General features: G+C 40.1%; 17 protein-coding genes and 1 pseudogene. 5 read left to right on the top strand and 13 right to left on the bottom strand.

Going from position 1 to position 21,637, the window contains the following annotated elements; all coding sequences use genetic code 11:
• Positions 1–171: 171 nt before the first annotated feature.
• Positions 172–777 (top strand): transposase, encoded by a 606-nt coding sequence (locus CSV60_RS13925; RefSeq protein ID WP_233189638.1) that lies wholly within the window; start codon positions 172–174, stop codon positions 775–777.
• 213 nt (positions 778–990) lie between these two features.
• On the opposite strand, the gene CSV60_RS13930 is transcribed toward CSV60_RS13925, so the two are convergent.
• The 3 genes from CSV60_RS13930 to CSV60_RS13940 all read right to left on the bottom strand — a co-directional run bounded on the left by CSV60_RS13930 (position 991) and on the right by CSV60_RS13940 (position 4,839).
• Complete coding sequence (locus CSV60_RS13930; protein ID WP_099637403.1) at positions 991–2,274, bottom strand: GntP family permease; 1,284 nt, start codon at positions 2,272–2,274, stop codon at positions 991–993.
• A gap of 108 nt (positions 2,275–2,382) precedes the next feature.
• A complete protein-coding gene (locus CSV60_RS13935; protein ID WP_099637404.1) occupies positions 2,383–3,897 on the bottom strand; it encodes a CoA-acylating methylmalonate-semialdehyde dehydrogenase in 1,515 nt (504 codons plus the stop codon).
• A gap of 33 nt (positions 3,898–3,930) precedes the next feature.
• Positions 3,931–4,839, bottom strand: a complete 909-nt coding sequence (locus tag CSV60_RS13940; protein ID WP_099637405.1) for an NAD(P)-dependent oxidoreductase — start codon at positions 4,837–4,839, stop codon at positions 3,931–3,933.
• A 247-nt stretch (positions 4,840–5,086) separates the two neighbouring features.
• Here CSV60_RS13940 and CSV60_RS13945 point away from each other — a divergent pair, with 247 nt between their 5' ends.
• The 4 genes from CSV60_RS13945 to CSV60_RS13960 all read left to right on the top strand — a co-directional run bounded on the left by CSV60_RS13945 (position 5,087) and on the right by CSV60_RS13960 (position 8,945).
• Complete coding sequence (locus CSV60_RS13945) at positions 5,087–5,695, top strand: TetR/AcrR family transcriptional regulator (protein ID WP_099637406.1); 609 nt, start codon at positions 5,087–5,089, stop codon at positions 5,693–5,695.
• Positions 5,696–5,923: 228 nt separating this feature from the next.
• The gene (gene adhP, locus CSV60_RS13950; RefSeq protein ID WP_099637417.1) at positions 5,924–6,937 is read left to right on the top strand and encodes an alcohol dehydrogenase AdhP; all 1,014 of its coding nucleotides are present in this window, start codon (positions 5,924–5,926) and stop codon (positions 6,935–6,937) included.
• Between the two features lie 217 nt (positions 6,938–7,154).
• The gene (locus CSV60_RS13955; RefSeq protein WP_099637407.1) at positions 7,155–7,385 is read left to right on the top strand and encodes a hypothetical protein; all 231 of its coding nucleotides are present in this window, start codon (positions 7,155–7,157) and stop codon (positions 7,383–7,385) included.
• Between the two features lie 183 nt (positions 7,386–7,568).
• Positions 7,569–8,945, top strand: coding sequence for an SGNH/GDSL hydrolase family protein (locus CSV60_RS13960; RefSeq protein WP_099637408.1), 1,377 nt, complete (start codon positions 7,569–7,571; stop codon positions 8,943–8,945).
• A gap of 179 nt (positions 8,946–9,124) precedes the next feature.
• Here CSV60_RS13960 and CSV60_RS13965 read toward each other — a convergent pair whose 3' ends face one another.
• The 10 genes and pseudogenes from CSV60_RS13965 to CSV60_RS14010 all read right to left on the bottom strand — a co-directional run bounded on the left by CSV60_RS13965 (position 9,125) and on the right by CSV60_RS14010 (position 21,637).
• Positions 9,125–9,385: an excalibur calcium-binding domain-containing protein gene (locus CSV60_RS13965; protein WP_369823650.1), complete on the bottom strand. Its 261-nt coding sequence runs from the start codon at positions 9,383–9,385 to the stop codon at positions 9,125–9,127.
• A gap of 506 nt (positions 9,386–9,891) precedes the next feature.
• Positions 9,892–11,094 (bottom strand): YARHG domain-containing protein, encoded by a 1,203-nt coding sequence (locus CSV60_RS13970; protein WP_099637409.1) that lies wholly within the window; start codon positions 11,092–11,094, stop codon positions 9,892–9,894.
• A gap of 15 nt (positions 11,095–11,109) precedes the next feature.
• The gene (locus CSV60_RS13975; protein ID WP_099637410.1) at positions 11,110–12,084 is read right to left on the bottom strand and encodes a lysozyme inhibitor LprI family protein; all 975 of its coding nucleotides are present in this window, start codon (positions 12,082–12,084) and stop codon (positions 11,110–11,112) included.
• Positions 12,085–12,336: 252 nt separating this feature from the next.
• Positions 12,337–12,582, bottom strand: a complete 246-nt coding sequence (locus CSV60_RS13980; RefSeq protein ID WP_099637411.1) for a hypothetical protein — start codon at positions 12,580–12,582, stop codon at positions 12,337–12,339.
• Between the two features lie 64 nt (positions 12,583–12,646).
• Positions 12,647–13,615, bottom strand: coding sequence for a sensor domain-containing diguanylate cyclase (locus tag CSV60_RS13985; RefSeq protein ID WP_099637412.1), 969 nt, complete (start codon positions 13,613–13,615; stop codon positions 12,647–12,649).
• The gene (locus CSV60_RS13990) at positions 13,608–14,438 is read right to left on the bottom strand and encodes an alpha/beta fold hydrolase (RefSeq protein ID WP_099637413.1); all 831 of its coding nucleotides are present in this window, start codon (positions 14,436–14,438) and stop codon (positions 13,608–13,610) included. Before CSV60_RS13990 ends, CSV60_RS13985 begins: the two co-directional genes overlap by 8 nt.
• Before the next feature lie 240 nt (positions 14,439–14,678).
• Positions 14,679–16,403 carry a sulfatase family protein gene (locus CSV60_RS13995; RefSeq protein WP_099637414.1) on the bottom strand — a complete coding sequence of 575 codons (1,725 nt, stop codon included), beginning with the start codon at positions 16,401–16,403 and terminating at the stop codon, positions 14,679–14,681.
• 395 nt (positions 16,404–16,798) lie between these two features.
• Positions 16,799–18,691, bottom strand: coding sequence for a helix-turn-helix domain-containing protein (locus tag CSV60_RS14005; protein ID WP_158232325.1), 1,893 nt, complete (start codon positions 18,689–18,691; stop codon positions 16,799–16,801).
• A gap of 272 nt (positions 18,692–18,963) precedes the next feature.
• Positions 18,964–19,575 (bottom strand): annotated as a pseudogene (locus tag CSV60_RS16075) (IS5/IS1182 family transposase); the annotation flags it as partial.
• A gap of 775 nt (positions 19,576–20,350) precedes the next feature.
• Complete coding sequence (locus CSV60_RS14010) at positions 20,351–21,637, bottom strand: TRAP transporter large permease (protein ID WP_085132790.1); 1,287 nt, start codon at positions 21,635–21,637, stop codon at positions 20,351–20,353.

Here is a 21,637-nt window from a genome sequence, read left to right on the forward strand (position 1 = left end):
TATAGAAATTGAAATCATCTACTGTAATAGCGGCAAAGATTCAATTCTTCAAACTTAAAATAGGACTCGTATGCACTTTCTGTTTTCCAAAATTCAATAATGCCCTTTTGACCAAAATGAAACTTCTCCTCTATACTCAATAGATTCACAAACAAATAGGAGGAGAGATCAATGGCAAGACGTAAACGGAATTGGCGGCCAAGTGTATACTACCATGTCGTTATGCGCGGCAACAACAGACAGAATATCTACTCTACCGAAGAGGATATGCTACATCTGATGCGCTGCATAGGCCATGCATCGATCGATTATCATTTTACTGTTGTTGCATTCTGTATCATGACAAATCATTATCACATTCTAATTCAATCTGAAGACAACCTATCCAAAATCATGCGGCATATCAATCGGAAATACAGCGATTATTACTCTAAACGTTACGACTATGTTGGACAGCTTTATCAAGGTCGATATTATTCTAAGGAAGTAAAATCTACTTATGCAATGCTGGCCGTAAGCCGCTATATTCACCGAAATCCGATTGCAACAAAAACACCTATGGTTAAACATTTGGGTGAATACCCATTCAGTACATTCCCCTACTACCATTCTTCTACTCCGTCACCTTATCCTTATCTAGATATATCAAAACTTCCACACTTCCTACCTCCACCATTCGAGAAAACCACAGAAGCCTACGTTACCTATTGTTTGATGGGAACAGAAGAGCTATTAAACATCTACACTAGTCAGGACATTCTAGAAGTGCCTACGTAACTCTATCAACAAAAATTCTGATACAACAGCATTTAAAAAGACTTCTAACCCATTGGTCAAGAAGTCTTTTTGGCAATAATTAAACAATTGTCTGAATAGTTCCTGAATTGTGTGGGGACCTGGTACGCCCCCCATGGTGCATAATTGTCTGAATAGTTCTCAAATTGTGTGGGGACCTGGTACGCTCTCAAGGACCTGGTACACCCCCACAAATCAATAAATCCCCATAATCCCAAGCGCAATCGCCGGGATCAATGACAACATCGGGAAGACAATCGCAATGACACCCATCTCTCTATACGATTCCTTATGCGTCATGCCTGTCACAATCAATATTGTCAAAATTGCTCCGTTGTGGGGAAGGGAATCCAATCCCCCTGAAGCAATAGATGCAATGCGGTGAAAGGCTTCAGGTGCTGGACCCGTAGTGGTCGCAACCTCATAGTAATGCGAGCCTAGCGCTTCTAATGTAATCCCCAAACCTCCAGAAGCCGACCCCGTCGCTCCAGCCAAAACATTTACCGCAATAGCTTCAGAGATTAACGGATTCGCATTGATCCCTAAAATTGCGTCGCTTAACTTTTCAAAGCCTGGAACCGATCGGACGATTGTCCCAAATCCTACTGCAGCACTCGTGTTGATCATCGCCATGACCGAATCGCTGGCGCCACTGTTGATTGCTTTTGTGAAGCCTTTGAATTCTCTAATAGAAATGAGCAAAATGAGAATAATTCCCGTTGTTAACGCTATGACAATATCCCACTTTAAAAAGTTCAATGTACTAATGACAGCCAGTAAAGGTAGTAATGAAAGAATGATATGTGGATACTTCGTGCGTGGTTTTGCATTCAAATCCTCTTTACGTTCTTCGAAGACTTCCCCTGCTTCCCTTAACACGTGTACTCTATGATTCAAATACACGATCGAGCAGATAATCATGAATGCGGATGAAACAAGTCCAATAATCGGAGCGGCTGCCGCTGTCGTATGAAAGTACTGTGTCGGAATTAGATTTTGGATTTGCGGCGTACCCGGTAGTGCCGTCATGGCGAATGTCATCATCCCCGCCACAATCGTTCCTGGAAGAAGACGTCTGCTTATATTCGCTTCACGAAACATATTAAGTGCCAATGGATAGACCGCGAACACGACAACGAACACACTCACGCCACCGTAAGCTAAAACACTTGCTGCCACTATGACCCCAATGACGGCACGCTCTTTACCAAAAACGCGGGATATTCCGATAGCTACTGAGTGGGCCATTCCACTATACTCCATCAACTTCCCGAAAATCGCCCCTAGCAAAAATACCGGAAACCATTGCTTAGCAAAGTTTACGAAACCTGTCATATAAGTGTCTGTATAGGCGTCAAGCAAATTCAATCCACCGAACAACGCAACGATTCCTGCACAAATAGGTGCAATCCAAATGATCGACCAACCTCTATATGCTAATACCATCAGTAACACTAAGCCTATAAATATCCCTAGCATACTACCCCTCCTCCAACTGGCAATGTACGACGTAAAGTGAAACTGCTTTAGTATAGAAAAATAGCAGGATCGGAGTTAACTAGTCACTACGATCCTGCTTATGGTTAATCAGCTACTTGGGAAATCGAAATCGGTTTGGCTTTCTTCATTGTAGGCAGTGTCGAACCATCTCTCGGACACCGTTTTCGTTTTCGTGAAGAAACGAACCGTATCAGGACCGAACATTTGCCCTTCTCCAAATCTAGAGCGTTTCCACCCACCGAAGTTATGGTAGCCAACCGGAATCGGAATTGGCACATTCACTCCGACCATTCCCACTTCAATTTGATCGGTAAACGTTCGTGCGGCATTACCACTGTCAGTAAAGATTGTCACGCCGTTTCCGTACTCATGTTCATTGATCAAATCGATTGCTTCTTCGAGCGTATCCACTCTCACTACAATGCGTGCAGGGCCGAACACTTCTTCTTTATAGACATTCATATCTGTCGTCACATGATCGAGCAATGTCGGCGCTAAGTAATAGCCATCTTCATTCGCCACGTTAGGGTTTCGTCCGTCCGCTACGAGAACGGCTCCTTCTTCTACCGCCAAATCAATGGAATTTACAACGCTCGCTTTTGCTTCTGCACTGATCAATGGGCCGAAGTCTGCTTCATTGTCATCGAACTTTCCGACTTTCAGCTCGTTTACTTTTTCTGCAAGCTTTGCAACGAACGCGTCAGCTGTTTTCTCCCCGACAGGAATGGCAGTAGAGATTGCCATACATCTTTGTGATGCGGCACCGTATGCTGCGCCGAGGAATGAATTCACCGCTGTATCAATATCTGCATCCGGCATGATGACCATATTATTCTTTCCGCCACCAAATGCCTGTACACGCTTATGATGTTTCGTTCCTTTTTCATAAACCGCTTCGGCTACTCTCGTCGAACCGACAAAACTCACAGCCTTTACGTCTTCGTTCGTAAGCAATGCATCCACAGCTTCTTTATCGCCATTGACCACATTCCAAACACCCGCTGGTAATCCTGCTTTTGACCAAAGCTCTGACAGAATCAATGCAGAATGAGGAACTTTTTCTGAAGGTTTCAGAATCATAGCGTTCCCTACCGCTACTGCCATCGTACTCATCGCAACCGGTACCATGACTGGGAAGTTAAATGGTGAAATACATGTCACGACACCTAAAGGCTTATGCATCGAATAGGAGTTGATCTCGCCTCCCACATCCACGGAATGCTCACCTTTTAATAGGTGTGGAGCGCCAAGCGCAAAATCCACCGACTCAATCCCGCGTGTGATTTCACCTGTTGCATCGGAGAGCGTTTTTCCGTTCTCTTCACCTATCGCATAGGCTAGTCTATCTGTGTTTTCTAGAAGTAACGCACGGAACTTATGAAGGACTTCCATTCGTTTGCCAACCGAAACCTTCGACCAATGAGTAAACCCTTCTTTCGCTAGCTTCACCACTTCATTCACTTCTTCTGTGGATGCGAGTGGTACTTGTGCAATCTTCTCTCCAGTAGACGGATTAAATACATCTCCAAACCGTCCGCTTTTACCTTCTACTTCTTCTCCATTAATAAAATGAGTTAATGTCTGTACGTCTGTTTTTTGCATAGGTCCATTCCTCCCAATTTATAGTAAATTTTCTTATACGTTTTGCTTTTGCTTATTCAACTTATCTTGGATCATCAAATACGAAGAAGACATATCTTCATGCGCATGCCCCTTTTCTACTTCCGCTTCATAATACTCAATAAGTTGCGACGCAATCGGTAGCTCCCCGTCCAGAGAATCCGATACGTGTTTCGCAAGCTTCAAATCTTTTAATAGTAATGAAGTCGTGAATGCACCTTTCGTATACTCATCCTGTGAAATATACGTCTTGTAGTTCCGTGTAAGAATGGTACTGGCGCCCGAGCTGACATTGACGATGTCATAGACGATGTCCTGATCCACACCCGCGAGCCTCGCAAGTGAAAGCGCTTCCGCAACGGCTTGATTATGGATACCGGCCATCATATTATTGATGAGCTTCACAATAGTACCCACACCCGGATCGTTCCCTACATGGAAGACGTTCGACCCAATAGCCTCTAAATAAGGCAGTATCGATTCAAACGTATCTTTTTCACCCCCGACCATGATCGATAACGAAGCGTTCTCCGCTCCACTGACACTACCGCTAACCGGAGCGCCTAGATATTCAAGACCCTGTTTCAGCGCCTCTTGCTCAATCTTTCTGTTCAGTTCAGGTGAAATCGTACTCAAATCCACTAATACCAATGGCTTGGTACTTTTATGAACAATTCCGTCCTCCCCTAAATACACACTTTCCGCAATAGCAGGAGTAGGTAAACTAGTGAAAACCAGATCTACTTCTTCTAGCAGCGAAGCAGTCGTCATCCCTACATGCCCACCCAGTTCTGCAAATCGTTTTTCGGATTCCTTATTGATATCCAAAGCAAATATCGTGTAGCCATGCCTCAATAAATTCTTCGCCATCGGAAAACCCATATTCCCGAGACCGATAAACCCAATCTTTTTTCCGTTCGCCATACATACTCCCCCTTTTTTGATCGCTCATAAAATGAAAGCGTTGTCATTTATCATGAAAATTAAAAACCAAACTACCAAGCTTTGAACCAATGAAAATAGGAACGTATTTATTTCACATACCGTAGTCACATACTATGGTCACTCAATAATAAATAGTATTGTCTAAATAGTCAACTAATTTATTTAATTTTATGAAATATGCTATCATGGTACAGAGTGAACAAGCATCGTAGAGGAGGAATCGAGTATGACAGAACTTACTTCTAGACAGATAAAAGCGCTAGAAACTAAACAAAACCTCCTTGAAAAAGGCTTGGAGCTTTTCCATGAGAAAGGTTTTGATAACGTAACCGTTGAGAGCATTGCGAAAGCATGTAGTGTCTCAAAGGGAGCATTCTATGTCCACTATAGTTCGAAATATGATATTTTCTTGGAGAAATTTAAAGACATTGATGAATTCTATTTATCCTTTATCCCGAGCATTCCAACGGATATAAGCGCTTCAGAAAAAATCCTTCTTTTTTATAAAGGGCAAATGACGTATTTACGAGACGTATTGGGAAAAGACTTTGTCCATACCATTTACACAAGCGCACTAGCCTTAACAATGAATGAGGATCACTATTTAACTAATCAAAATCGACAACTTTACCAAATCATTCATTCGTATGTGGAAGAAGGAATCGAGCGTAAGGAATTTAAACAAGAGTTCTCGGCTGATTATATATCGATGCTCATCACACGTTGCATGCGTGGGACAATTTATGATTGGATTATTTTTAGAAAACGATTGGATCCTGTCGTAGAAATTCACCATATGACTTCTATTGTTTTGGATGGGTTGAAGGTTAAATAGTGTACTAACCCCTACCGGTCATACGATGTAGTTCTCTGATGATATAAAACACCTTCTTCCCTTTTGAAAGAAAGAAGGTGTTTTGCATACTGTAGTATTTTTCACGTAACGTGTACTAATCTGTAATCCTCCCACGTATAGATAGTCCGTAAGAGAAAAAGGGAGGAATCATTCATGAAACCAGCAATTCAAAACAGTAACGCAAGAGGGACTACAAAACAGACCACAATGAAAGCAGCGATCGTTAAAGAATTCCAGACAAAGTTGCAGATTGAAGACACACAAAAACCAACACCTGGCGCGGGTCAGGCATTAGTCAAACTAGAGGCATGCGGCGTCTGTCATACAGACTTACACGCAATCAACGGTGACTGGCCTGTCAAACCGAAACTTCCTCTCATTCCAGGTCATGAAGGCGTAGGAATTGTTGAAGCTATTGGACCGAACGTCACGGCTGTAAAAGTCGGAGATCGTGTCGGGATACCTTGGCTCTACTCTGCATGCGGTGAATGTGATTATTGTCTACAAGGGAAAGAAACTTTGTGCCACAATCAAGAAAACGGTGGCTATTCAGTGGACGGTGGATACGCGGAGTATTGCCTCGCAGCAGCGGATTATGTCGCGAAAATTCCAGAAAACCTTAGTTCTGTTGAAGCTGCACCTATCCTCTGCGCAGGTGTGACAACATATAAAGCGTTGAAAGTATCCGGTGCAAAACCAGGAGACTGGGTCGCGATTTACGGCATCGGCGGATTGGGCCACGTAGCGCTCCAGTATGCGAAAGCTATGGGATTCAATGTAGTGGCAGTAGATATTGCGGATGAAAAGTTAGAGCTTGCGAAGAAACTCGGCGCTGACATTACAGTGAACGGCAAAAAGGAAGATCCTGCCGAAGCGATCCAAAAACAAATCGGCGGCGTACAGGCGGCTATTAGCGTAGCCGTTGCCCAAGTACCTTTCGAGCAAGCGTATCGTTCCGTCAAACGTGGCGGCACATTGGTCGCTGTCGGCTTGCCACATGAAGATTTACCTATCCCTATTTTCAATACGGTATTAAACGGAATCACAGTAAAAGGTTCCATCGTAGGCACACGAATCGACATGAAAGAAGCGCTTGATTTTGCAGCGCGCGGAAAAGTGAAAGCACAGATTGAAACGGCTCCCCTTTCTGATGTAAATGCCATTCTTGAAAAGATGGAAAAAGGTCAGATCAATGGCCGTATTGTGTTGACGTTTGATTGAATGTAAGTAAATTCGGCACCACATAATTGCATATCGAGAGCATCACAACGAGGCTTCCCGTCAGTTAATCGATGGGAAGCCTCGTTTTTTATAAATGATGTGGTTGGTCGAATCGCACGTTCTATATATAAACATTCTTTTATTATCGCAAACTGAGTGTATTGCATTACATCGCCTTGCTGAACGCGACATATAGTACAGCAAGGAGGTGAAATATATGTCGAAATGTGCAAAACTAAGCAATGAATGGCTTTTCTTCTTCGGGATTTTAGCCGGATATGCTTTGCTCGGTTTATTTTTAATCGTTCCGGGCTTATTGGCAACTCTCGCTGGAAGCTTATTGTTGTTTGCTCTTGCTGTGATTTTGGTGATCACTATCGTCTTGTTCGCCTTGGCGATCATATTCAAAGGCCTTTCCAGGCTGTTTCATATTCGTAAACACAAATAAGAGAACAACCGTCACTTTAGTAGTGGCGGTTGTTTATACATAGACAATAAAATGAATTGGTACCGGTTTCGAATTTTGCAGACTTTTCAGTATTCATGCTATAGTATTCTAGTACGGAAAAGTCAGAAAACTTTTTCGTGCACACAATGCATCACAATTCTTACTATCAGACAGGGGGATTCAATGAAAATCAAATCATGGGCAGCACTACTTTTTGCATTCTTTTTAAGTGTGGCGGTTGCTACAACAGGATTCGCGGCACAACCGGCCGAAGGGTATGACCCGGAAGACGGCATCTATGTAAAAGCGGAAAGTGAGTACTATTATAAAGGACGCTACTCTAACGGGCGTGTCTTTCCCGAATATCTGGCAAAGGCATTGACCGGAGAGTATGACAACTTGACAAACTATGCAGTTGGCGGTGCTTTTTCAGGCGTCCTATTTGGAACAGAAGGCAGCGAAGATGAACGTTCCAACTATTCCACTTTCCTAAAAGGCTGGAGCGCTGACCAGCAAGTGAAGACGTTTCTCGCGGAACATAACGGGAAAATCGATCCAGACGCTCTGTATATCATCAGCGTAGGTGGAAATGATGGCTATGCAGTAGAAGATCTTGGCGTAGATCGCACCGCAGAACATGCCAGCGACTATTCCTTGAAAATGGTGCAAAATCTACTAGAAGGCGGTGCGAAATACATACTGCTACCTAACCGCTATGAAGATGACCGCAAAGAGTTGACCGATTTTGAAGACATAAGAAATCAACAAACCGTCCAAAAAATCAATGACTATCTAGCGTCAGATTCTACGCCAGACGATGTCCATGTTCTATATGGACATAATCAGCAACTCAAGGAAAACATCGACGAACAAGGTTTCGAAAAATTCGGCTACAAAAGTATGGGCTTCTATTTAATTTCTGACTGGGTCCCAGCATATGGCTACGCAGTGGCTTCTGAAGATAATAGCGATGTGTTCCCGACTACAAAAGAAGAGGAAAAATACGGCGGCTATGGTCTCTACTCTACCGATAGCAAATACTACACGCCTGAAACTGCAGGATTTGAGCCAAATGATTTTTACTTGTATGACGAATATCACGTAAGCAACAAAACGCACCGCCACATGGCAGCCTATCTATTAAATACAGATATAGAAACCGAAGACGGCCAGTTCAAAAATATATACAACGGAGAACCGAACCCATTTGCCGAAGCCATTGCAGATGAGACGATCCCGTCCGACTATTCAACGATCTATACATTCGGCGACAGCAGTATTGATTCCGGTCGTGGTCTCAGCATAACGACGGAACTTGTAAACAATCGCGACAAACAAACTACAAGTGAAAAAACACAACAGCCAAGCTCGTTAGACTATACTGTAAAACGAGGCGACAATCTGTGGATGATCGTCAAAACGCACTATCCTAACAAGCAGACGAACACAGAAATTTCACGGCAAGTTCAAGCGGTATACTCTGCAAACAAAAATCAAATTACACATCCCGATTTGATTTATCCGGACCAAAACTTCCTTCTTCCGGCTGCCAACGACTAATGAATCGGCCGTGATAATTTGGTAACTAGTATAAAACACAAAAAGGTTTTCTGATCCTATCCATGATCGGAAAACCTTTTATTTATATAGAGACCAGTATCACTTCCACATGACACGATAGACGATTCACATGGGATTATGTGGTGAACTGTTACCTTCTTTGAAACATCGCTACTGCTTTATCTCTCACAAGCAATCCCGTCTTTATCTCGATCAAGTTTTGTGTGTGAGTTATATATACTAGCCGCGACAGTAGGCTTCAGTTTAGTCTTACCACCTTTATTTTTCACACTAGCATTCTTTGCAACGCCGCCAGGATATGCTTTATTCAACTCCGTACAATTCTTAAACTTCGCTGCTGCCGCTTCGGTTGATTGGACCGGCAGTAAAACAATACTGCACGCTAGTAGTGCCGGTACAACTTTCTTCGTAAATTTCATCATAATCTCTTCTCCCCTTTGTCCCACTCTCATTTTTACAACTTGTACTGATACATCGCCAGTGACAGTTATACTCTTTCAATAAGACGCTAGCAATATACCATCACTCTCATTAAGACTCACAACTAAACAGATTCCTTTTAACAAATCTTTATTCGAAACTCTCACCGGTATTCTTTTTTCTTTTATTTTACAGTAAGAAATATTTTTTACTAGTCTATTTTAACTATCGGATAGATTATTAATACTTTTCAGAATAAAGGGTAATAAAATGATAATATCTCAGACTGTTCTCATCATAGAGTGTGAATATACTAGTTATTGGAGACTGCATGGCGTGGAACTTGGTACCTCTTTACCACTCAATAATCAGTAATAGACAACTCCGACTTAAACAGATTATTTTTGTGACCACGCAGAAAGATAAAAAATTTTTGTAAAAAAGCCTTCCAAATTGTTTTTGCGATTGGAAAGCTTTACTCACTAACTATATTTCATTGTATAATTCATTCCAATGATTGTATTAAAGTGACATTATGTTGTTCGATATCAGTTAGTTCGGAATGGTATGAGGGATCTGGCTTGTACCATGTCTGGGAATTGAAATATTTCTGCAAGTCTTCAGATTTGAAAATATAACCATGTCTCGCGTAAATTTCATTTCGTGCTATCCGCAAATCTGACTTCGAAAAGCCATAGAGCTGTGTTTCCACCAGTTTGCTATGTTGACTATCTGCTAGAATGAAATAGTCGTAGGCGTCCTGAGAATCCACAGGCAACTCCTCATCTTGGAGATCTAAAAATACCTGATCGTCAGATATATTATCCTCTTGCCATTCATAATTCCCCTTATTATCTCCCCAGTCATTCAGAATATAAATAAGTGGAACTATTCCGACGGCTAACAGCCCAACAAATAGAACTATTTTCTTCTTCCTTTTCACTTTAGGGTTTGACCTAACTTTCAACTTTTTTAAATGATCTTCGCGTACATGTGCACTGACATTCGCTACAGTCTTTTTAGGTTTCACTTTAGATGTGATGGGTAATTTGTTTTCCATTGGACTTTTCTTCATTTCATTATCTAGGACCAAAATGTCAATTAACCGGTCAAAACTCTCTCCTGAAAAGTAGTCTGATACCCTACTTCGATTGAACTTTCTAGATTTCATCATCCACCTATAGAATCCACTCGACTCTCCAGCATAAAAAAAGTGTTTAGCTAGAAACTTATTCTTCCATTCTTCTTCCCACTCAAGAACTTCAGCACGACGTAAAAACTGTTCTTTGGAGATTCCGTTAAATAGGACACTAGATGAAATTAACTGATGAGGATCTTGTTTGATTGAATTGGAAAGATGTGATGAAAGTGTGCTTTTTAGTTCACTACGATAATTTTCGGCTTGCTTACGCGGATTCTGCAGACCACTTTTAGTTAATATATTCCCATTTGGAAAAAATCGTTCTATAAATCTTTCATTCCACGTTTTTACTTCCAAAAACATAAAGCCGATATTTTCATCTATAACTAGGATATCCGCTTCATAGTGAATTAATATTGGATTGTGAATTACATGAGTATGACTAGGCAACTGTTCTTGTAGCATAAGTAAAATATCTTTTTCTCCAAGCAATCCTTTTTTGGCATTGGTATTGGTTTCATTTAGAATCATGCGCTCCAATTGCTCAATTCCATAGATATTCGCCATTGTGTTTCACCCCTGTCATTTCATATAAAGATTGACGAGTGCATAACAGCGTTCTTTAGTTAGATCTGCGGATGTACTTGTATACGTGAGCGGTTCAAAACTTCCACCCGCAAATTCTGCTGCATTGATACTAGCAGTGTGATCGCGATATTTTATCCATTCACGTTGCTTTATACGCAATTGTTCCATATCCTGGGCAGATAACTGTTTCTTCAGTACGCCATAGATCTCATTTAGCGCATTATCCCATCTAGTATAACGCTCGTTTTCCGCCTGGGACATTTCAGACGTGATTCCATTCACAAATAAATAATTCAGATCTGCCAACCCTGCTTCAATTGAATCCAGCTTATTACGATACTGTTGCTGCAGACCTGAGTGTTTCGGTATCACGTCCAGTTGAAGCGCAGTACTTTTATCTTGCTGAACGATTGGAGGTTCTACAACTATAGGAGGGGCTTGTTGTTTTTTCAGTTCGTCATCCAAGCGCTTCTCCAAACTAGCCAGCTTTTCACTGAATTCTTCCACTGAAGACTGACCTTTGCGAAGCTCTTCTATTGTTTTTTGCGCTTCCTCAAGTTCACCCGCCTCTACAGATGTCTCGATATCTTGTAGATGTGTCGCCACTTTTGCAGAGACTTCTTGATTAGTCTTCAGCGTGTCGACCATATCTTCCAACGATTTACGAAGTCCAATAGCCAACTTCTCTTGGTTAAGCATCCCTTCAGCCTTTTCTAAAGCGCCATCCCAGTCCCTATCTTTCATTTCCTGCTTCACTAAATGAAATCCGTTCAAATCCTTTTTCATCGTAAATGCCTCTTGGTCATTCGGCTTCTCATCCAATGCCAACTCAACTGATGATAATGCTTTATCATATTCACCATTCGCTAGCGCTAGCTTACCTTGCTCCATCGCTTTATCGAACGTTCCATTCGAACATCCAGTTAATAGGAAAATGAGTAATAAAATAACGCCTGTTTTTTTCATCATCTATCTACTTCCTTTCCAGACATTACTATAAAAAATACACTGGTCTATTCAACATTCATCAGTTTCTAGATAACAGTAGTACATAATTCTTTTCATTTATTTCATTAGTTTTTTCATTTCAGTTATATTATACCATTACAACAAGATAGTTAACTAAATTTTCTGTATCATTTTCGTTTATACACAATAAAAAACAACAAATGAGGTCCTCGGCTGATTACTTAGTTAAGTAACTCTTTTGTTGTCAATCTGTTAAGTTCTCTGATTTACGTAGCGAGTCGATATCTTTTTATGGATGACACAATACATCGGATGCATAAATTCAACAAAACGTGTGCCAAGAGCATCTCCATAAAGCGCACTGGAATCGCAGACTTCTGGCTGAAAACCTACTACTGATAACGTGCCACAGCACACAACTACATCGCGATTAATCAATTCAACCTCTTTCATCCACAATTCTTTTGAATACTCGACTTGTTTTGAAATATCTTCCATATCACTACTTCCACTGCCACCACTCTTCTTTAGACTGGTGATAGCAATACCCGACAATCCCACCCTACAATCCAAACGTAATCCGATTCCGTCCATTATCTTTTGAATTATACAATGCCCAATCCGCCCTAGACTGCAAGGAATTCTCTGTATCTCCTGGCATTTTGGTCGCTACCCCAATACTGACGGTAACACCATAAGTATTCCAGTCTGCATTCTCGACTCGGCAACGAATTCTCTCCGCTATTTCTAAAGCTTCCACTTTCCCTGTTGCTGGGAGGACTACAGCAAATTCTTCTCCCCCGTAACGAGCAGCCACATCTTCATTTCTGGATTCTTCCCTCAACAAGTTTCCCAACTTCTGCAATATGCTGTCGCCCGTCAAATGACCATATGTATCATTGACTTTTTTAAAAAAGTCTATATCGATCAACAGAAAAGAAAGAGTCAAAGACTGTTCGGTATGTGGCGTGAAATAAGAAGAAAGACAGTCTTGTAGATAGTGGCGGTTCCTGAGACCTGTAAGTCCATCCGTATTGGCCATCTCGAGAAGTGTCTCATTTACCGCCAATAACTTTTTCTGCTTTGACTCCAACTCGATCTGTAAGCGCTCCAACTCTGCTATTTGCTTCACTTTCAGCAAATTGCGTGTCTCTGTTTCTTTTTTTGCCGCCAGAATCACTTCTTCATACTCAATTCTATTTTTCATGCGCAGACATGCACAGTCATTGAACACCTTTCCATCACGTTCATGACGCAATGCGTTCAATAGCACGGATATTTCCTGACCATCTTTGGACTTAAATGAAAAAAACATCTCTTCTACTTTATTTTGCAATCGAATCATCGGAAAAAAGTACAGCTGGTAAAAAGACCGGCTTGCGTTCGGCAATATTAAATTGATGTGTTTCCCTTGTACCTCATGAAGCTGGTAGCCAAGTAAACTAAGCAGCGTTTGATTGACTTCAAAAATCATCCCTGCATCATCAAGTGTGAAATAACCGAACGGCGCACAATCTAGCTGTCTATCCATTTGTGACAAGACTCTTGTATACAGAAGTCAAATAATGGCTTATCAGCTGAACGGTTTCTTCTGGATGACTCATATGAGGACAGTGCCCTGTCGCATCCATAATTTTCAGCGTGCTGTTCTGGAGGTGACGGTGCATATAATGCCCTACTTCCACCGGTGCAATACTATCATCGGAACATTGAAGAATGAGCGACGGCACTAGTACCTTCTTTATATCTTCACGATGATCAGAGAAAAAAGTCGCAATCGCAAAACGATGGGCAACTTCTGGATCCGTCGAGCAGAAGTTATTCTCCAATTGCTGTGACAGTTCCGGTCTTTCGGGGTTCTTCATAATGACTTGCGCTAGATAATTCGCCCAGCCGATATAATTCATATCCATCATCTGAATCAACCCTTCTAAATCTTCCTTCTCAAACCCACCGTAATAATCGGGTATTTCATTTAAGTAATAAGGAGAAGGGCCTATCAATATAAGATGTTCAAATAAATCAGGCTGCTGAATAGCCGCCAGCGTACCAATAATACCCCCGACAGAATGCCCGACGAATATCACTTCCTTCAACTCCAAAGCATGACACACATCGAGTACGTCCTGTGCATACCCATGAAGATCTTGATATTTTTCCGCACTATACGCTTGATAATCAGATTGCCCCGAACCGACATAATCGAATAAAACCACTTGGAAATCGTCTTCAAAGTAAGGCGCTGTCAAGCTCCACACATTCAAATCACATCCGAAACCAGGCGCAAATAAAATGGTCTTGTCACCTTTCCCAGTGACTTTAACATTATTGCGCAAGAGAATATCTTGATTCATATTACAACCTCCATTTTTCACATTACTCTAGTTAGTCATATAGTTATCTTCTGACTAGTTCAATAATACTAAAATAAGTATATAGTATTTTTTGATCCCGTTCAATTTAGTCGGTATGTTGAGTTACTACCTTTTAATTGAATAATTATGTGGGAGCTGGTACGTTTAACGATTCGAATTGTGTGGGAATTGTGTGGGGACCTGGTACTGTGTCGTGGTACTGTATCGTCGTGGTACCCCCTACAACCGTTTCTCACAACGCTGATCCACCAACAACTGTTCCAATCTACAACCAATCCCTTCCAATTCCTCCGAAGCATGTATAGGATCAGCCAAGTTCTTCGTCTCCAGCGGATCTTCGGCCAGGTTGTAGATTTCGAATTGATCGCCAACCGGCTCTGTTTTGACGATTTCCACCCAGCACCCATCTTTTTCAACCAGTGTGGTATCACTAACTCCGGGTTCCGACCAAAATTGAGGGTTGTCGAAGTATCGGGCAAATTTCCAAATTTCATACTCATTGTTGCAGCCTGTTTGAAATGAGGCAATGACCGCTTCAATAGAGCTTGGTTGGACCACCTGTTCGTAAGCAAGCCCGGTAATCGGGTTGGTTTGGTGAAGTCCTTTGAAGACATTATCTTCTGTCATGAAATACAACGGTTCATTTGCTCGGAAGAAATGGTCACGGCCGTAAAAGAGTGGCGTTAGATTCCTTCCGACGAGAGGCTGTGCTTCTGTATGATCGCGGGATAGTTTCCGTTGTATAGCCGCGGCGTCAATTCCGGCTAATCCTAAAAGAGTAGGTAGAATATCCACATGACTCGTTAGCATGTCAGTAGTCTCTGCTTTATCGAAAAGTTTTGGACTATGAATGATGAGAGGAATATGAATGGATTCCTCGTACATCGTGTACCATTTCTGATACAGGCCGCCGTGTGCACCTAGTTGCTCACCATGGTCCGAAGTAAACACGATGATCGTATTATCCAAAAAACTAGACTGTTGGAGAGCGGTAAGGACTTTGAGGAGTTCGTGATCCACTTCTTTTTGAAGACTGTAATAAAGCTGGCGGTAAAAATTATTATCATGTATCGGCTGAAGCCCTTTCGGATACGTGACCCGATAACTTTCCTGTACAGACGGTTTCGACCGCAGCGATTCGTGAACAGTTGGGGCGGATGGGATGTAAGGAAGTGTGGGATCTACTTCGAAATTAAAGTTGGGAGAAATCGCAGAAAACAGGCCATACAATGCGATGTCATGCGGATTGACGAATGAACATTGAATAAACCAAGGAGTATCCTTCTTATCACACGTTCTATCTTGATCTAATTGTTTAATCAGTTTCACGGTATCCGCTGCATACACTTCATCGCGTCCACTCGTTCCAGTGCCTGCAGATGAAGCGGAATTTCTAGGATCCGCACCATGGGGATCTGGACCAATCCACTCAGAAAAACCGTATTCATGCAGACGGTCTGCTTTTCGATACATCCTTTCATCCCGTTTATTAGGCACTCCTGTATTTTGATCATAACTGGGCAATGAATTTTTTGTTCCTGGAATGAGAATATCAGGTTCCGACGCATGCCATTTCCCTTTCCAAAACGTTTTGTAGCCAGCAGCTCGGAAATAGTCCCCCATAGTGGGAACGGTATTCGGATCCAGCCAGAATAAATCCGCGTCGAAAGAACCTTTTGCAGCACCCGGCGTTTGCGTAACCCCATGTAACGAAGGATAGTGCCCTGTATATAATGACGTCCGGCTAGGAGAGCAAGCCGTACTCGCTGCATAATGATTCAAAAAGGAAAGTCCATTTTTTCGTAATAATTCTTGCGCTACTAAATTCTTTCTTCTCCACTTTTGTATCCCCTTCGTTTCATACACAGGCGGAAACCGATCCTGGTCCACCATTAAAAACAGAATGTTCGGTTGGGACTCGCCGTAATGGAATTCGCTCGTCATACATCATTCCCCTTCCTATTTTCAGCAATGCTTTTATAGGATATGTGAGGAATAGGAATGATGATGAATGAATTCTTCGTATAGATTGAAATTTGATTATGTACGATGTATGGCTTGTGATGTAATGAATTATAGTTGCGGTTGAAAATGCGTGTATACTTCCATATAACAATGGATTAGCTGAAGAAAGCATAAATAAGTTAAAAACTATCAAACGGATCATGTATGACAGAAATAGTTTTTAACTTCTACGGAATAGATTATTATTACTTGAATCAAGTAAATTCAACTAACAATGGAAAGAACCTTTTTGACGCTTACAATTGTGAAATCGATTCGATTACCTACTTAAGATAAAACTTGTTATTTGAGTAGCGGTTGTCACGATCAGTTAGTTAGTTACTGACTAACTTATGTATAATTAAAGCTATCCTCAAATTCAGTTTCGTTTGAGCATCATTTAAGTCTAATTCAAGAATTTCTTCAATCCGCTTAATTCTATTTCTTAATGTATTGTAGTGTACAAATAAAACTTTAGCAGATGATTGGATAACCGATTCATTTTCTAAATATACTTTCAACGTATTTATCAAATCGGTATTGCTTTCTAAATCATACTGAATCAATTTATTTAAATATTTCTCCTTAAATCTACTAATTCTTTCTACGTGGTCTGCTTGAAGTAGCATGCCAACGATGCCTAAATCATCGAAATGTATTTCCTTTTGGGTAGTATCAAAATGTAAACCAAATTCACAAGCTTTTTTAGCTTCCCAGTAACCGTTCACGTAATCATTAGGTGTAATTACAATGTTACTAATCCCAATCGTTGCTGGATAATCAGGATATAAAGAATCATGCAATTCCAATAATTTTCCCGACAATTTTTCTGCATCTTCTTCGCGTGATATTACGACCAACTTATTATTGTGAATCATATTAAATTCTACGGAAGCAATGTCCATCCTATTTCTTATTTTTTCTATAACTAAATCTGTCATCTCGTGTGATTGTTTGTTCAGTCTAAGTACAAGAATTTTATGAGGCTCTTCAAAATTAAACGCCAAGAACCTCCCTTTTCTACATAAATTCTCCTCAGACTCCAGTCCCAATAACAGTTCATAAAGATAGTCTCTCTTTAAACTAAGTTCCATTTCTGTGATAGACTTTTCCTGGTTTATTTTAAGCGCAATAACATTTTTAAATTGTTCAATTGCTAATATGTCTAAATCATCCCGATCATCAAAAACTCGAGGGATAATTAAAAAGCCGACATTTTTATTCTTTAATACTATTGGAAAGATTGTTAAAACCTTACCATTTCGTAATCTCTGAGATTTTCTTTGTAATCTATCAAACGACATGGATAAAATTAGTTGAGTGATTTCCATTTGGAATTTCAGGATATATTGATATGTAGGATAAGGGTTAGTGCTGTCTGTCTTGTAGATCGTATTTCCATTTTCATCAACTAATAATATTGGAGAGTTAATAATCTTTTCTAATCGTTGCACCGTGTTAGCATAGCCTTCATCCAAAGTGGCATATAAGACTTGTTGATTCAAATTTGAAATTTGTAATTCTTTTGTATATAATCTTGAGTTTTCCATGACAATCGCCAAGTGTTGGCAATACTGAGATAACATTTTAATATGCGCTTTAGTTGAACGATAAGGGACTTTACGTGATAGAACTAACACTCCAGTGCATCGATCATTTAATAGAATTGGGGAATATATGCTAGATTGTATTCCTTCATTTTCAGCTATATACTTTGAAAATACGTCTAATTCTATTGGAGATTCATTGAATTTATCAATAATATAAATTTCTTTATCATCTATTGTTTTTTCAAATACAGAGTTACGAATGTCTAATCTATAACCTATATAATTTTGGGCAGACGCGCCTGCCACAGCTTTAATAATATAATTATGAGGCTTTTTTTCATCAACTAAGAATAAAAAAATAATATGAGCTTTTGAGACATCTTTTAATCTTTTCGCACTTATATTTAATACTTCCTCAAGCTTTTTTAACGAAGAAATTTCAAGGTTTATTTGCTGGATCAGTTCTAAAGTACTTGATGTAAAGCTTAAATTGTGTTCTCTTTGTTTTAGGTTTTCAATATCCTGAAAACTTGTGTATACATCCGAAAAAAGATCTTCTCCTAAAATTGGTTTTACATCCGAATAAAAATTATTCCAATTTTCTTTATAGTAAGGTTTTTTCGCTAAAGATGAAAGCATTAAAATAGTTTTACTAAAGATAGATTGATTATTCTCCATGTTAGACATAACATCCTCCCTCCGAAAAACTTAATATTTATTATTATTATTTTTAAAAATCGAATCTTTTGTAGGAGCTGACTAATCATTTCAAACAAATAAAAAGTGTTTTCACGAAAAATATACGCAGTTTTCATAAGCACATCAAGAATACCATACAAATGAATCAATTTCATAATTGCTCTTTTTAAAAATACAGAAAAGGACAGAATTTACGAGTTGTATTTCAAAAAACAGAAATCATACAGCTTGAAGCAATTGTAACCTTGCGTTCATTTTATCATCCGAGCGTTAGATGCGTTGTACATTAGAACTAATAAATCGAAATGAACATTTGCGCGATTTCCTGTGCGGTATTGTACATTGTTTAATTGGATTTTTTTCAAATAAACGTTGACGCGTTCTTCGGCGGTCTGGCGTTTGAAGAGCTCTTTCCATGCCTGAGAACCGCGGGCTAATGCCGAATATCTCCGCAGATCTGTGTTGTTTTTGACCTTTTACATTTTCTGAAAGATCCCTTCTATTGAGAGTGGGCACATCTCACACTCTTGAGGTCGCGTTTATTTCAGCGTTTCATATTTGGTGTCGTAGCTGTCGTATCGGTACGTTTGCTAATGGAAACAAGTCAGTGCGAAATGCTAATCAAAGCCAACAGGGTCGGGTTCATTGCGCCTATTGTAATTGATGTTGGACCGGTGTCCCATGCGATGCACCTTCTCGAAAATCGCTTCGAAATCGTAGCCGGCATCTAGTGTATGATAGGTCAGATGAGAAAGCCGAAGCCGTTCTTCAATTCTCTTTATCCGCGTAATAGCGGCTTTTCCATCATTCAAGTTCCCGGAAAAAAATAGAGACTGCAGGATATATTGGGTTGATGCGCCTACATTCCTTCGTTCGATCTAGTCATAAGGCGGTAAGCGTCAAAAAGTAAACACATATTAATAGAAGTACATTCGTCAGATACTCCTCCTATAGAACACGTTTTGGGAGGTATCTATTTGAAAAGGAAAGAGAAAGAAGCATACTAGTCTGCTAAAGTCGATGAATATCAAAACAGCGAACTAGCACTTTCTAAATGGTATGAAAAGGCAAAGGTCGCCGTCCATAATATAAAGTATTGGCTACGTAAGCAGTCATCAGTTAATCATGTCGCACATCAGGAGACTAGTTGGGTTACCTGTGTAATCGAAGATTCGATTTCGTTATGACATTTCAATATAATATAGAAATACAAAAGTATTAATTTTGCAGGCTCTCCATCATATAAACAGGACTCAATGACAATAAAACCCATTATATATAAAATAATGAGTTTTATAGCAGATTAGGGGGTGCAAGTGCCCTGTAACACTATTAGAATATTTTACTCTCCACTGCTATTCCTATCGATAATTTTTCAGAGCGAATCAGGTGAGGTTAGACGTCCAGCCGTTCTATAGTTTACGATTCTTAGAATGAGTTGCTTTCTCGTTATTTCGCTTATCCGGCTTAGGCTTGCTTTCCTATTCACACAAGCTGTTATATTCGCTACTTCTCATTTTTTGAAACATGTTAGTATGACTGATATTAATGGAAATTCGCCATATACCCAATACCGATACTTCTTCTACAATAAAAGATTATTATAGTAGGACTTCCAAATCCCTCAAATCACCGATTTTATATACCTTTTATCGTAGATGGAAGCCAAGTCACTAAATTAGGGAATATAACGATTATTGTTAAAGTAATTAGCGCTATTAATACCATATAAACAGAACCTCTAAATACATTATTAATTGGTTCTTTCGAGATGGAGCTTACAACAAAAGCATTCACTCCCAAAGGTGGTGTAACTAGGCCAATTTCAACCATCATAATGACTAAAATCCCAAACCAGATTGGATCATAGCCTAATTCTATTATTACTGGAAAAGTTAGCGGTAATGTCAATAATAGAATTGCAATTGCATCCATAAAGAATCCCAATATTAAATAGACAAATAAAACGAGTATTAATATTCCAATATTCGGAACATCCATTGTTGTTAAGAAGGTGATAAAACTTAGAGCCATGCCTGTAATTGTTAAATAATAACCAAAAACCATAGCTCCTATTATAATCGAGAATATCATTGTAGTCGTTCTTATTGTGCTAATTAAACTTTCATAAAAATCCTTCAAGCTTAGCCTTTTTGTTAAAAAACCTAAAAGTGCGGAGGCACCTGCACCGAGTGCGGCAGATTCTGTAGCCGTCGCAAATCCACTATAGATTGAGCCAATCACAACGAGCAGTATTATAATAACTGCCCATAAATATTTTAACGAATATATTTTTTCCTTCCAGCTAAATGAGAAACCTACCGGGGCCCACGCTGGATTTGTTTTCGCTCTAAGATATATACCTAGAGAAAGCAATAGTGTTAGCAAAACCCCTGGAATAATCCCGGCAATTAACAACTTTCCAATAGAAGTTTCCGTTTGAATACCATAGATAATCAGTCCAATACTTGGTGGAATTAATCCCGCAATCGTACCACCAAACGCTATGATACCTGTCGACATAATACGGTTGTATCCATGTCTGTCCATTTCAGGTATTGCGATTCGAGACATTGCAGCCGCAGTTGCCGTAGTAGATCCTGACATTGTCCCCATCAATGCACAAGTTAAAATCGAACTGATTCCGAGTCCGCCCGGAAAATGTCCTACCCATTTGTTGGAAGAGTCATATAAATCTTTTGCAAATCCTGATCTTGATAAAAATTCAGCCATTAAAATGAATAGCGGAATTGTACTCAATGTAAAGTTAGCAACGGCTCTGTATGGGGTAGTTGTTAATACACTAAATCCTGAGTCAATGTCTATAAGAAACAAACCAATCGCACCAGCTGTTAAAAGTGCAAATGCGACTGGCATGCCTAGCAACATGAAAAGAATTAAAAGAAAAAGACCAACAATCTCCAT

It is taken from the genome of Sporosarcina sp. P7 (assembly GCF_002743425.1).
Taxonomy (GTDB): Bacteria; Bacillota; Bacilli; order Bacillales_A; family Planococcaceae; genus Sporosarcina.